The sequence below is a fragment of the Pontibacter rufus genome, assembly GCF_015694705.1.
GTDB lineage: Bacteria > Bacteroidota > Bacteroidia > Cytophagales > Hymenobacteraceae > Pontibacter > Pontibacter rufus.
This window is the reverse complement of sequence record NZ_JADQDR010000002.1, coordinates 324,281-337,219: the sequence shown is the minus strand read 5'-3', so window position 1 is coordinate 337,219 and position 12,939 is coordinate 324,281. Positions and strand designations below refer to the sequence as shown.

Genomic DNA, 12,939 nt, shown 5'->3' with positions numbered 1-12,939 from the left:
CGAAAAGTATAGCTTTAATGAAGAGACGTGCGCACCGTTTGGCGATGTTAGCAGAATAGATTAATTTCGTGCATCAACTATAAATAAGAGACTATGGCATCAAAATATGATTTAGTAGTGCTTGGTAGCGGTCCGGGGGGCTATGTAGCAGCCATTCGTGCAGCGCAGCTGGGCATGAAAGTAGGCGTAATCGAGCGCGAGTCGCTGGGTGGCATTTGCCTGAATTGGGGTTGTATCCCGACCAAAGCACTGCTAAAGAGCGCAAACGTCTTCGAATACATTAACCATGCGGCAGACTATGGCATCAACGTAGGCGATGCGTCGGCAGACTTCGGCGCCGTGATCAAGCGCAGCCGCGGCGTGGCCGATGGTATGAGCAAAGGCATTCAGTTCCTGTTCCGCAAGAATAAAATCGATGCTATTTTTGGCACCGGCAAGCTGGTGGCAAAAGGCAAAATTGAAGTAACCGATGCTGATGGCAAGAAGGATACGGTAGAGGCAACCAACATTATTGTGGCTACAGGCGCCCGTTCGCGCGAGTTGCCAAACCTGCCCATCGACGGTAAAAAGATTATCGGCTACCGCCAGGCCATGGCGCTGGATAAAAAGCCCGCAAGCATGGTGGTGGTAGGCTCCGGCGCGATTGGGGTGGAGTTTGCTTACTTCTACAACGCCATGGGCACGAAGGTAACCATCGTGGAATATATGCCCAATGTGGTACCGGTAGAGGACGAGGAAGTATCGCGGCAGCTGGCAAAATCATTTAAAAAAGCCGGCATCGACATCATGACGGATTCTTCGGTGGAGGCTGTGGATACCAGTGGTGATATTTGCAAGGTGAAAGTGAAAACAGCCAAAGGCGAGGAAACGCTCGAGGTGGAAGTGGTGCTCTCGGCTGTAGGCATCCAGACGAACCTTGAAAATATTGGCCTCGAAGAACTGGGAGTTAAAGTAGACAGAGGCCGTGTGGTGATAGACGAATTTTACAAAACAAGTGTAGACGGCATTTATGCCATCGGCGACATTGTGCCCGGACCTGCACTGGCGCACGTAGCCTCGGCAGAAGGCATTATCTGTGTGGAAAACATTGCGGGGCTTAACCCCGAACCGCTCAACTATGGCAACATCCCGGGCTGTACGTACTGCTCACCGGAGATTGCCTCTGTGGGACTGACTGAGAAGGCCGCGCGCGAGCAGGGCCTGGACATCAAAGTAGGCAAGTTTCCGTTCTCCGCATCCGGCAAGGCAAGTGCCGCCGGAGCCAAAGAAGGCTTTGTAAAAGTTATCTACGATGCCAAGTATGGCGAGTTGCTGGGTGCGCACATGATCGGGTACAACGTAACCGAGATGATTGCTGAAGTGGTGGTAGCCCGCAAACTGGAGACCACGGGCCACGAGATCATCAAGTCAGTGCACCCGCATCCGACCATGAGCGAAGCGATTATGGAAGCGACCGCTGCCGCTTATGATGAAGTAATCCACTTGTAATATATCCTTTAAAACAGCAACGGCGGGGGGCAACCTTCCCGCCGTTGCTGTTTTATATTTACGTGGCGGCGCATCTGCCACAAATCCCCATGTTCCGGATATTGCTAATGCCTAGTATGCACTTTTAAAAGGCAGTAGTTTGTATGTATTGCACCATAATTCTGCTTTTTTAGCTATATTGTGGGCAATGCTGCTAACTGGGCCAAAGAATGAGCCTGCAGGCACTAAGTATTTTTACAAACAATAAAATAAGTATAAATACTTAAAGCCGGCACCGGGCAGCTGAACTTAAAGCCGGTTCTTTTCCTTGTATATAAATAAGTAGCGTACTTGAAATTCACTCCTGAGATATTAACTCTACGTGTGGTTCAATATCTTTTCACAAAATCAAGCACACCTATGAAGCGCAAAAGCAAAATAAAGTTCGTTAATAAAGATAAATGCCTGTTTTTCCCCACCCTGCGCAAAAGAGTAGACCGCTACTTCGAAGAAAATAATATTCCCAGAACTGCCAATGCGGCTATGGTCGTGAAGAGCGTAGTGCTGCTGCTTTGCTACATCGCGCCTTTTATACTGCTGCTGGCATTTCAGCCGGCCATGGGCGTGAGCCTGCTGCTGTGGTTTGTGATGGGCCTGGGCGTAGCCGGCATCGGGATGAGCGTGATGCACGACGCCAACCATGGAGCTTATTCCAGCAACAGAAACGTGAACCTGCTGATGGGCCATACCCTGAACCTGGTAGGCGGCTCGGCCTTTAACTGGAAGCTGCAGCACAACATCCTGCATCATACTTATACCAACGTGGTAGAAATGGACGAAGACATACAGGATCGCCTGGTACTGCGCTTCTCGCCACACACTAAAGTCAAATTCTTTCACAAGCTGCAGTGGCTGTATGCTTTTATATTTTACGGGTTGCTGACGCTGTACTGGGTGCTGGCCAAGGACTTTGTGCAGTTCTTTATGTTTAAAAACAACGGCGTAAATGCTAACTCCGAAGCACAGAACCGCAGTTGGTTGTTTAAGCTGGTGCTGATGAAAATAGTTTACTTCTTTGTGATGCTGGTGGTACCGACATTATTTTTCGGCATTCCATTTCTGCAGGTGCTGCTCGGTTTCCTGCTGATGCACTTTGTAGCAGGCATTGTCCTGACAGTGGTATTTCAGCTGGCGCATACCGTTGAAGGAACCAGCCACCCGCGCCCCGGCGACAACGGCATTATCGAAAACGACTGGGCCATACACCAGCTTAACACCACCGTTAACTTTTCACGCAACAACAAGTTTATTTCCTGGTATGTGGGCGGCCTCAACTACCAGATCGAGCACCACCTGTTTCCGCGTGTATGCCACGTGCACTATCCGGCTATCTCTGAGATTGTGCGTGAAACTGCTGCTGAATTCAACATCCCCTACATGGAAAACGACACCTTTGGCCAGGCAATCCGCTCGCACATTGCCACGCTGCACCGCTTCGGCAGGCTGCCCGGCCTGAACGATGCCATTGGTTAAGTATAAGTAAGTATAACGGTAAGTTAAGAAAACGGCAGGGAGGAAACTTCCTGCCGTTTTTTGTTGATGACAGGCAAAGCGCTAAAGGTAAGCCATAAGCCTGAATACAGTATAAATACAACGTTTTCCACCGTTGAGATGAATGTTATAGAAGTAAGGCATGTAAGGATCTGGTACTTAAAAGGTTAATATAAAATAAATATGCGCATTTAGGTTACCTGATATTTAAAAATACGTTATGATTAATACTATCAATTCTTATAATAGTCATGTACAATCTTAACGAGAGAACTTATGAAAGCATTTACAAAATTATCTACGCTTCTGCTTGTAAGCATGGGGCTGTTGGTTGCTGCCTGCCATGATGATGACGATTTTCCGATAGGAAACAGCAGTTCTGTAGAACTTGATTTAGTGGCAGAAGATTTAACTTCTCCTTTATTTCTTACACAGGCGCCCGCTGATAAGGACAGGCTTTTTGTGATAGACCAAATCGGGCAGATACGCCTCATTAAGGATGGTCATCTTGTTGAAACTCCTTTTTTAGATTTGAAAGATAAGATTGTGCAGCTTAACCCCGGATACGACGAGCGTGGATTATTAGGACTGGCTTTTCATCCTGATTATGCCTATAACGGCCGCTTCTTCGTTTATTACAGCGCCCCGCTAAGAAGCCCGGCTCCGAATGGCTTTAACCATACAAGCTATGTAGCAGAGTTCAGGGTTTCGCAGGATAATCCTGATATGGCAGACCCTTCCTCACAAAAGCTTATACTGGCAGTAGACCAGCCGCAAAGTAACCACAATGCCGGCACGCTTATGTTCGGCCCCGACAAATACCTTTATATTTCGCTAGGCGACGGAGGCGGATCAAACGACAAGGATCTGGGCCACGTAGAAGATTGGTACAGGCCAAACGAAGGAGGCAACGGGCAAGACATCACGAAGAATCTGTTGGGAAGCATTTTAAGAATTGACGTGAACAGCGGGGCGCCTTATGCCATACCCGGCGATAATCCCTTTGTAGGCAAAGACGGTATGGATGAAATATACGCCTATGGCTTTCGTAATCCTTACCGCTTTAGCTTTGACAAACATACAGGCATGCTGCTGGCAGGCGATGCCGGACAGGCGCTTTATGAAGAAATTGATGTGGTTACCAAAGGCGGTAACTATGGCTGGAACGTGAAGGAAGGCCGCCACTGCTTTAATGCAGCCGATAACAAGAACCCGCTTGCTGAATGCCCCGATGTGGACCCGGACGGAAACCTGCTGATTGATCCGGTGATAGAGTTCAAAAACAAGAGCAACTTTGCTGACGGCCTGGGAGTTGTAGTGGTAGGCGGTTATGTATACAGAGGCAAAGAGCAGTTGTTTAACTTAGGCGGCAAATACTTGTTTGGCGTGTGGTCGCAGGGAGAGAATGGCGGCGCTATTTATGCGGCAGACGCCACACCGGGAGCTGCTAACTGGAATTTCAAAAAACTAAGTATCACCAACCAGCCAGACAAAGAAGTCGGCCATTTCCTGCTCGGTTTCGGCCAGGACAACAAAGGAGAAGTTTATGTATTAACAACCGACCAGTCAGGACCTCAGGGCAACACAGGTAAAGTTTTCAGAATAGACTAAATTCATACTTATACCGATGGCTGCGGCACATTTTATACTTCCGCAGCCATCGGTGTAAGTATAAGCTTATACAAACCCGTCCCCGTAGCATCTCTTCTTTTACTGAAAATTTCTCTTTTGTATAAATCCCTGTAGGGGCTAGCATCCGTTTAACTTATCATATTTATACAATTCCTGTGCTGGCGCAGGAATTGTTTATTTTATTGCCTTGCTGATGATGGGCGTAAGCAAAACGGAACTTTAAACTTTTAGCTGGCGCTATGGTTAGAAAGATATATTGCATTCCATTTTTTAAATATATTTTGATGGAGCAGATAAAAATGCCCCTGGCGCGCTGGATTTCTATATTTGAGTGGCGCTTGTGTAAATATTTTTGCACACAGGCACACTATATTGAAAATTTATATAATTTTATATATTAAAGCAAAGCACAAGATATGCATAATACCACACCTGCTCAAAGCCGTTACCGCCTGGTGGAGTACACGGAGGCTGATACCAATGTGAAGGCCATTTATGATGATACCATGCAGTCGCTGCAGCTGCCTTTTGTGCTCAACTGGTTTAAGTGCCAGGGAAATAATGCCACTCTGTTGCGCGGCAACTGGGCGAAACTTAAATCAACGCTGATAGCGGGCGAAGTGCCGAACGTGCTCAAGCAGCTGATTATCTATAACGTATCCAACCTGCGCGGCTGCGACTACTGCGCCCACGCACACGGTATTTTTGCCGATAGTATGAGCAGGATGATAAGCGAGGAGGAAGACTACCGGGCTACCGACCTCAGTTCGCCCTTGCTGCCCAACAGCTACAAAGCAGCCATTCGCCTGGTAACAAAAGCGGCGCTGCATACACAGCAGCTCTCAGATGAGGACTTTCTGGAGTTGCAGCAGGAGGGTTTTACCGATGCCGAGGTGCAGGAACTTATGGCGCAGGCAGACCTGGTAAATATGCTCAACACCATCGCTACCATATCCGGCATAAAGCTGGACAATGAACTGGCGGAAGCCGAATTTTAAGCTGACAGGAAGTGATGGCAGCAGAGAACCAGGTGCTCAGGATAACTTATGAGGCTTTTTCCAGGTTCTCGAACAGCCTCACCCGTTGCCTCACACTGGAGGCCGTGGCTGCCTGTTTTCGGGTAAACCTGAAGTACCTGTTCAACTTTCATACATTCAGGGCCAGCTACAACCGCGGCGATACATACCTGCACTTGCAGATAACGGCCACCGGCGCTGAAATAACGGAACAGCGCACCCCCGGTTACATGGCTTTTGAGAAGCTGTTGCTGGAGCGGCAAATTCCCATGCACTGGAGCGATTTGCAGGAATTGAATTTGCCCCGGCATTATACCTTGCCGCCGGAGGAACAGGGCGAACTATGGGGCTGGCTGATTCAGAATGATGCGGAGCGGCATATTGTGGTATCGGTTCTGGCGGGCAGAAGCCGGATATTTACCCGCAAAGACATTACCTTTCTGAAACTGGTGGCTGAGAGCCTGGAGGCGAAGCTGTTTGAACTATGCCTGTTGCAAGAGTTGGACGAGAACAACAAGCAACTGCAGCGGGCCTTTGATACTATCCATGAGAAAAACACCGAAATCTCGTCCATCATGGCCTATCAGCAGGAAGTGATAACCGACCGCACCAGGGAGATAGCGGCTAAAAACGCGCGGCTGCTGGAAGTATCGGTGCTGAATGCGCATACGGTGCGGGAGCCGCTGAGCCGGATACTGGGGTTGGTGAACCTGCTGGAAATGCGCCAATGGTCCCTGGAGGAGATAAAAGAGCAAATCCTGCCCCGGCTCAGGCTGTCGGCGCAGGACCTAGATGGTGCCCTGCAAGAAGTGATAGAAATGTCGACGGCCGATTTAATAAAACTAAAAGCATAAAAACAGCCAGATGAAAAGGATTGTATTAGTAGATGATATGGAGATATTCAACTTCATCATGGTTACCTCTATCAAAAACGTGAATCCCGCCTATGCCGTGCACGACTTCACGAACTCGCTACAGGCATTTGCATCACTGAAAGAAATTGCCCCGGATATTATATTCCTGGACCTGAACATGCCTGAAATGGACGGCTGGGATTTCCTGGAGCAAATGCAGGCGCAGCGCCTGCAGTACAAGGTATACATTCTTACTTCGTCCACCAGCGAGCTCGACAGACAGCGTTCCAAAACGTTTGCCAATGTTGCGCAATTTCTGGTTAAGCCGGTGGAAGAGGATCTACTGAAAGAGATACTACAGGACGACGCTGCGCCAGTGTAAAATTAAATGCTCATAGATCCTTTCATACTTGTAGAGACGCCTTATTTGCGTCTCTTTGTTTTTGCAGCACGACGGTAAAACAATTACATGAACGACATTCAGCTTATCCCCTGCACCACCCAAGACTTATATACCTTACAGGATATCGCCATCAATGCATACGGCGGCCATTATTTATACTTGTGGTACGATGGCGGTGCCTGGTACCTGGAGAAAAGCTTCAGCGAATCCGTACTAAAGCAGGAACTCGCTGACCCTAACGCAGCTTTTTTCCTGATTTACAGCAACGAAGAACTGGTTGGCTTCCTGAAACTCAACATCAACAAGCCGATTGACAAGTATACAGCCGGAGAAGCACTGGAGTTGGAACGCATTTACCTGACCAAAGCTGCTTCCGGCAAAGGGGTAGGGCGGGAGGTAATTAAATTTACAAAAGCCTATGCGGCACAGCGCAACAAGCGCATCATCTGGCTGAAAGCAATGGACAGCAGCCGTTCTGTAGACTTTTATGAGCAAAACGGATTCCGTAAAACGGGTACATATACGCTGGATTTCGAACAGATGAAACCCGAATACCGCGGCATGTACGTACTACAACTGGAACTGTAACTTTGGGAAGAGACAGCAAAGCTTAATGTACGTACATTAAACTTTGCTGCCATACCGGCTGTTATAAACAGAACCTGTACAACGGTTATAAAAACTTGCAATTGAATACCACCTACGATATACTGATTATTGGCGCCGGCCCTATCGGGCTTGCCTGCGGCCTGGAGGCGCAGCAGGCAGGCATGAGCTACCTTATAGTGGACAAAGGCTGCCTGGTAAACTCGCTCTACAACTACCCGCTCAATATGACTTTCTTCTCCACCGCCGACAGGCTGGAGATTGGCGGCATTCCGTTTGCCTGCATTCACCCGAAGCCTAACCGCTCCGAAGCCATGGAATATTACCGCCGCGTGGCCGACACCCGGAAATTAAACATTAGGTTGTTTGAAGAAGTGTGGGGGATGGAACCCGAAGATGATGTATACCGCGTTACTACCAGCAAAGGCCGCTACCTGGCCCGTAACGTCGTGGTAGCCGTTGGGTTTTATGGCAAGCCAAACCTGCTGCATGTGCCCGGCGAAGATCTGGCAAAGGTGCGCCATTATTACTTCGATCCGCATTATTACTACCGTCAGAAAGTGCTGGTGGTGGGCGCCAACAACTCTGCCGCCGATGCTGCCCTCGAAACCTGGCGCAGGGGTGCCGACGTTACGATGGTAGTGCGCCAGCCGGAACTTGGAAGTATAAAATACTGGACCAAGCCTGACCTGGAAAACCGCATCAAAGCGGGCGAGATTAAATGTTATTTTTCTTCCAGCCTTACCGGAATCAGGGAGCAGGAGGTGGATATACAGACGCCGGACGGCAATATAACGCTTGAGAACGATTTTGTACTGGCTATGACGGGCTACCAGCCGGACTTTAGTTTTCTGGAACAACTGGGCATTGCACTGACGCCGGATGCGAACCGCCACCCACAGTACGACCCTGACACCATGGAAACCAACTTGCCCAACGTATACCTGGCCGGCGTAATCTGCGGCGGCATGAACACGCATGTATGGTTTATTGAGAACTCCCGGGAGCACGCCGTTAAAATTGTGCAGCACATTGTAAAGGAGGCGAAAGCGCAGGAAGTATAAATCCATTAAAAGCATTGCAGTTGCCGCAGGATTCCTTTCACATGCCGGCACAGGCATGTGAAAGGAATCCTGGAGCTGACCGGGCAGCCAAAGCAGCACATACAGCAAACGCTCACCAGCCGCTCATCCGCGGCAGTTCCTTTGGCACTGCAATTGGGATCTATTTCCATGGCTTCCCTGAAGATTGGGTAAACTGCTAAAACCGCATAAAATAGCAGTATTAGGATGTAAGGTTTTATACTTGTACCTTTGCATCCGTTATTCTTTATCATCTTTTAGAACTATAATAAGATTTCTGAGGTTGATGAAACAATAACAGGTCGGGAATGGCCCTCTTGCTCAGGCAATATTTCAGATTCCGGCCAATTCCCGCGAAAGCAGCACACAAGGTGCTGTGCGGTTTTTCTAAAAACCATTTGATGACATTCGAGAATCTTAATTTGATAGAGCCAATCCTAAAAGCTCTTAAAACAGAAGGATACACTACCCCCACACCCATCCAGGAAAAATCAATTCCGCTTATACTTCAGAAAAAAGACTTATTAGGATGCGCGCAGACGGGCACCGGTAAAACGGCTGCTTTCTCTATTCCGATCCTGCAGTTGCTTTCTGAAAACAAAGTGCAGCAGCACGACAGAGCACCGCGCAGAATAAAAGCCCTGATCCTGACACCAACGCGTGAACTGGCGCTGCAGATTGGCGAAAGCCTGACTGCTTATGGCAGGCACACCGGTCTGAAGAACACCGTTATATTCGGGGGCGTACCCCAGCGGGCACAAACCGATGCCTTGCGTGCAGGAATTGATATTCTGGTAGCCACGCCCGGCCGTTTGCTGGACCTGATGGCGCAGAAATATGTGCACCTGAACAGCGTAGAAATGTTTGTGCTGGACGAAGCTGACCGCATGCTGGACATGGGTTTTTTGAACGACGTGCGCAAAGTGCTGAAAGTGCTGCCGGAGAAAAAGCAATCGCTGTTTTTCTCGGCTACCATGGCCCCCGAAATCCTGAAGCTGGCCAACACCATTCTGGTGAACCCGTCGCAGGTGGAGGTAACACCGATATCGTCTACTGTAAATACAATTACGCAGGCAGTATATTATGTGAAGAAGAACGACAAAAAAAACCTGCTTTTGCACCTGCTGAAAGACGGCTCAATCGACCGGGCACTGGTATTTACGCGCACCAAGCACGGCGCCGACCGCGTGGCCAGAGACATGAGCAAAGCAGGCGTGCAGTCGGAGGCCATACATGGCAACAAATCGCAGAATGCCCGTGTGCGCGCCCTCGATAACTTCAAGAAGAGCCAGACACGCGTACTGGTAGCCACAGACATTGCCGCACGCGGCATTGACGTGGACGACCTGAGCCATGTAATTAACTTCGAGCTGCCGAACGAACCGGAAACATACGTACACCGCATTGGCCGTACAGGCCGTGCCGGTGCAAGCGGCGTAGCGCTGTCATTCTGCGATGCAGAGGAAACGCCATACTTAGCCAGCATCCAGAAACTAATTTCCAAGTCGGTGCCAGTAGTGGATAACCATCCGTACCCGCTGACAGCCAAAGATTTTGCTGAAGCGGCCAGCACCATCAAGGAGCAAAAGCAGCAGCGACGAGGCGGTGGAGGCGGCCGCCCATCTGGTGGAAACCGGCCGGCAGGCAGCCGTAACGGTAATGGTGGCCAGCGCAGCGGAGACAGCCGCCGTAGCTTCGGCAGCAGAACCAGCAGCCCCAGAACAGTTTAAGCTAGTATAGAAAAGCGGATCGTAATCTGCTGAAAGTATAAATACAAAGTCCTGCCGACGTACATCGGCAGGACTTTTTTTATTGTTTGAATCAGGATTGCAGGATAAAAGGATTAATGTGTCAGCCAGCATGACCTCGCAGTGTGCGCAGCTCCTGCGAGTGTCTGTGCGTGCCTGATTGGCTACAAAGCTACTCCTGAAAGAATCGTACGGCTTTCATGCTTCCGCAGGGATGGATTGGCGCGTGCGGCTCACCAGGTATACGCCTGCAAATATCACCAAAGCATACAGTCCCTTTTGCAGCGTAAATACATCTTTGCCGAAGGCCACGGCAATAAGTATGGCCAGCACAGGCTGCAGGTAAATGTAAGCGCCTACTACCGAGGCGTTGGCATACCGCAGCGCCCAGGTGTTAAACAGGTAAGCAATGATGGTAACGGCAACTACCATAAACACGATGGCCAGCCAGATAGACACCGGAAAGCTGTTGTAATCTGGTGCCATCAACTGCGACCAGCCAAACGGAATAACAATAACCGCACCTACGGCAAAAGCACGGCTCACCACTGTAATAGCATTATACTTTTGCATAAGCGGTTTCACCAGCACCAGGTATATGCCATAGGCAGTTGCATTCAGGATGATCAGTAAATCGCCCCAGAGGTTACCGGGCGTGCTTTCGCCATGCGAAGTATAAATCAGCAGGAAAGCGCCGGCACAGGCAAGTATAATGCCGGTTACTTTGCGCTTGCCCACCCGCTCTTTCAGCAGTATAGCCGAGAAAATGAGTACAATAACGGGCGTTATCACCATCAGCAGGGCGGCATTAATCGGCGCTGTGAGATTGAGGCCACCAAAAAAACAAAGCTGGTTAATAGCGATGCCTGTGATGCCGCAAAGTATGGATCGCACATTATCGGCACGACCTACAATTTTCTCCTTTACCACCAGTCGCGAAAGAATGCCGAAAAAGATAGCTGCCGATACCACCCGCATCACAATCAGCCCATAGGGCCCCACATAAAACGGCATTACCTCTTTGGCGATGCTATAGTTGGCTCCGTAAATCAGCGCCACCAGAAACAGCGCCCCATGCACCTGTACTTGTTTACTCATGGGTGCAAAGGTACTAGGTTTTTAACTGAAACAGGAGGTGCCGTACAACTGAGATAAAGCTTTGGATGATTATTCCGTAAAGAGCAGAAGCTGTAAGGCAACGCCAAAGCTGCCATACAACCGGACATACCATGAAAAGAATAGCTTTATACCTGATGGTGTTGCTTTACGTGGCTGCCGGCGTCATACATTTTACAACCCCCGGATTTTACCTGAACATTATGCCGGACTGGCTTCCGACGCACCAGCTGCTGCTGAATTTAAGTGGCATTGCCGAAATCATACTTGGGCTGCTGTTGCTGCCGCGCCAAACAAGGCCCCTGGCCGCCTGGCTGATTATTATCATGCTGGTGGTGTTTCTGCTGCTCATCCATATTCCGATGACGCTGGATTACTGGCAGAACAATACGCCCGGTTTGTGGTTAACCATAGCCCGGATACCGCTGCAGTTCCTGCTTATCTGGTGGGCCTGGCAGTATACCAGACACCGGGCAACAGGGCATCCGGCTTTAAAATAAGCTTGGGGTAAAATCAAACCGTCAGAATCAGGGTATAAGTGTTTGTCAGTCGACAGCACATTAGCACATTAAAAATCAGCACATTTATAAGGTATGATAGAAAATAAAATATGCCTCGTAACGGGTGCCACTTCAGGTATAGGCGAGGTAACGGCCCGCGAACTGGCCCGGCAAGGGGCACATGTGGTGCTACTGGCTCGCAATGAGGCCAAGGCCGCACAGGTGCAGCAAGAAATTAAACGCATTAGCGGAAATGATAAAGTAGACGTGTTGCTCGCAGATTTATCGTCGCTGGAGCAGGTGCGGCAGGTAGCCGCAACTTTTAACAGCAGTTACCCGCGCCTGGACGTGCTGGTAAACAATGCGGGGCTGCTGCTGGGCAGTGAGCGGCAGGTGTCGGCAGATGGGTATGAGCAGACGCTGGCCGTGAACCACCTGGCACCTTTTCTGCTGACATCGCTGCTGTTTCCTAAACTGCTGCAGAGCCGGGAACCACGTATTGTAAACGTTGCTTCCGAAGCTTACCGGGCAGCTAAACCGGATTTTAATGATATCAACATGGACCAGCGCTATAGTGCTGTCCGGGCTTATAGCAATTCAAAATTGTACAATATACTATTTACGCGCGAACTGGCACGCCGGGCACAGGAGCAGGGGCATACGCATTTGGTTACCAATGCAGTGCATCCGGGTGTGGTCGCCAGCAATTTTTCGGTAAGTGCCGGCGGCTGGCTGCATTTTGTTTTTAAGCTGCTGTCGCCATTCTCCATTTCTTCGGAAAAAGGCGCCCAGACAAGCATTTACCTCGCCTCTGAACCTGCCGCCGATAAGTATAACGGGCAATATTTCGCCAAAAAGAAACTGAAACCTGTAAAGCACGCCTTTGCCACACCGGAAAATGCCGCCAGACTTTGGGAAGTGTCGGAGAAATTGGTGGGAGAGAAGTTTTTGTAAGTTTGTAGGT

At 49.5% G+C, this 12,939-nt stretch carries 13 protein-coding genes; 12 read left to right on the top strand and 1 reads right to left on the bottom strand.

Annotation, left to right across the window (positions count from 1 at the left end):
• The first annotated feature begins 93 nt into the window (after positions 1-93).
• The 10 genes from lpdA to I2I11_RS05715 all read left to right on the top strand — a co-directional run bounded on the left by lpdA (position 94) and on the right by I2I11_RS05715 (position 10,341).
• Positions 94-1,488 carry a dihydrolipoyl dehydrogenase gene (gene lpdA / locus I2I11_RS05755; protein WP_196266712.1) on the top strand — a complete coding sequence of 465 codons (1,395 nt, stop codon included), beginning with the start codon at positions 94-96 and terminating at the stop codon, positions 1,486-1,488.
• 399 nt (positions 1,489-1,887) lie between these two features.
• Positions 1,888-3,000, top strand: a complete 1,113-nt coding sequence (locus I2I11_RS05750) for a fatty acid desaturase family protein (protein ID WP_196266711.1) — start codon at positions 1,888-1,890, stop codon at positions 2,998-3,000.
• A 294-nt stretch (positions 3,001-3,294) separates the two neighbouring features.
• Positions 3,295-4,629 carry a PQQ-dependent sugar dehydrogenase gene (locus tag I2I11_RS05745; protein WP_230679918.1) on the top strand — a complete coding sequence of 445 codons (1,335 nt, stop codon included), beginning with the start codon at positions 3,295-3,297 and terminating at the stop codon, positions 4,627-4,629.
• Between the two features lie 437 nt (positions 4,630-5,066).
• Positions 5,067-5,648, top strand: a complete 582-nt coding sequence (locus I2I11_RS05740) for a carboxymuconolactone decarboxylase family protein (RefSeq protein WP_196266710.1) — start codon at positions 5,067-5,069, stop codon at positions 5,646-5,648.
• Between the two features lie 14 nt (positions 5,649-5,662).
• Positions 5,663-6,520, top strand: a complete 858-nt coding sequence (locus I2I11_RS05735; RefSeq protein WP_196266709.1) for a hypothetical protein — start codon at positions 5,663-5,665, stop codon at positions 6,518-6,520.
• A gap of 10 nt (positions 6,521-6,530) precedes the next feature.
• Positions 6,531-6,902 carry a response regulator gene (locus I2I11_RS05730; RefSeq protein ID WP_196266708.1) on the top strand — a complete coding sequence of 124 codons (372 nt, stop codon included), beginning with the start codon at positions 6,531-6,533 and terminating at the stop codon, positions 6,900-6,902.
• A gap of 87 nt (positions 6,903-6,989) precedes the next feature.
• The gene (locus I2I11_RS05725) at positions 6,990-7,511 is read left to right on the top strand and encodes a GNAT family N-acetyltransferase (RefSeq protein ID WP_196266707.1); all 522 of its coding nucleotides are present in this window, start codon (positions 6,990-6,992) and stop codon (positions 7,509-7,511) included.
• A 95-nt stretch (positions 7,512-7,606) separates the two neighbouring features.
• On the top strand, positions 7,607-8,593 hold the full coding sequence (locus I2I11_RS05720; RefSeq protein ID WP_196266706.1) for a YpdA family putative bacillithiol disulfide reductase: 987 nt from the start codon (positions 7,607-7,609) through the stop codon (positions 8,591-8,593).
• Positions 8,594-8,650: 57 nt separating this feature from the next.
• Entirely contained in the window at positions 8,651-8,785 is a 135-nt protein-coding gene (locus I2I11_RS21415) for a hypothetical protein (protein ID WP_255531352.1), read from the top strand.
• Positions 8,786-9,012: 227 nt separating this feature from the next.
• The gene (locus tag I2I11_RS05715) at positions 9,013-10,341 is read left to right on the top strand and encodes a DEAD/DEAH box helicase (protein WP_196266705.1); all 1,329 of its coding nucleotides are present in this window, start codon (positions 9,013-9,015) and stop codon (positions 10,339-10,341) included.
• A 216-nt stretch (positions 10,342-10,557) separates the two neighbouring features.
• Here the strand turns inward: I2I11_RS05715 and I2I11_RS05710 are convergent, their stop codons facing one another.
• Complete coding sequence (locus tag I2I11_RS05710) at positions 10,558-11,457, bottom strand: DMT family transporter (protein ID WP_196266704.1); 900 nt, start codon at positions 11,455-11,457, stop codon at positions 10,558-10,560.
• A 131-nt stretch (positions 11,458-11,588) separates the two neighbouring features.
• Between I2I11_RS05710 and I2I11_RS05705 the strand changes: the two genes are divergently transcribed.
• On the top strand, positions 11,589-11,975 hold the full coding sequence (locus I2I11_RS05705) for a DoxX family protein (protein WP_196266703.1): 387 nt from the start codon (positions 11,589-11,591) through the stop codon (positions 11,973-11,975).
• Between the two features lie 93 nt (positions 11,976-12,068).
• Positions 12,069-12,929: an SDR family oxidoreductase gene (locus I2I11_RS05700; RefSeq protein WP_196266702.1), complete on the top strand. Its 861-nt coding sequence runs from the start codon at positions 12,069-12,071 to the stop codon at positions 12,927-12,929.
• Positions 12,930-12,939: the final 10 nt, after the last annotated feature.

What these genes read in the sequence shown, in the direction of transcription:
- I2I11_RS05735 (WP_196266709.1), top strand. Translation starts at nt 5,663, where the DNA reads ATGGCAGCAGAGAACCAGGTGCTCAGGATAACTTATGAGGCTTTTTCC.
- I2I11_RS05715 (WP_196266705.1), top strand. Translation starts at nt 9,013, where the DNA reads ATGACATTCGAGAATCTTAATTTGATAGAGCCAATCCTAAAAGCTCTT.
- I2I11_RS05710 (WP_196266704.1), bottom strand. Translation starts at nt 11,457, where the DNA reads ATGAGTAAACAAGTACAGGTGCATGGGGCGCTGTTTCTGGTGGCGCTG.
- I2I11_RS05705 (WP_196266703.1), top strand. Translation starts at nt 11,589, where the DNA reads ATGAAAAGAATAGCTTTATACCTGATGGTGTTGCTTTACGTGGCTGCC.
- I2I11_RS05700 (WP_196266702.1), top strand. Translation starts at nt 12,069, where the DNA reads ATGATAGAAAATAAAATATGCCTCGTAACGGGTGCCACTTCAGGTATA.
- I2I11_RS05745 (WP_230679918.1), top strand. Translation starts at nt 3,295, where the DNA reads ATGAAAGCATTTACAAAATTATCTACGCTTCTGCTTGTAAGCATGGGG.
- I2I11_RS05740 (WP_196266710.1), top strand. Translation starts at nt 5,067, where the DNA reads ATGCATAATACCACACCTGCTCAAAGCCGTTACCGCCTGGTGGAGTAC.
- I2I11_RS05730 (WP_196266708.1), top strand. Translation starts at nt 6,531, where the DNA reads ATGAAAAGGATTGTATTAGTAGATGATATGGAGATATTCAACTTCATC.
- I2I11_RS05725 (WP_196266707.1), top strand. Translation starts at nt 6,990, where the DNA reads ATGAACGACATTCAGCTTATCCCCTGCACCACCCAAGACTTATATACC.
- lpdA (WP_196266712.1), top strand. Translation starts at nt 94, where the DNA reads ATGGCATCAAAATATGATTTAGTAGTGCTTGGTAGCGGTCCGGGGGGC.
- I2I11_RS05750 (WP_196266711.1), top strand. Translation starts at nt 1,888, where the DNA reads ATGAAGCGCAAAAGCAAAATAAAGTTCGTTAATAAAGATAAATGCCTG.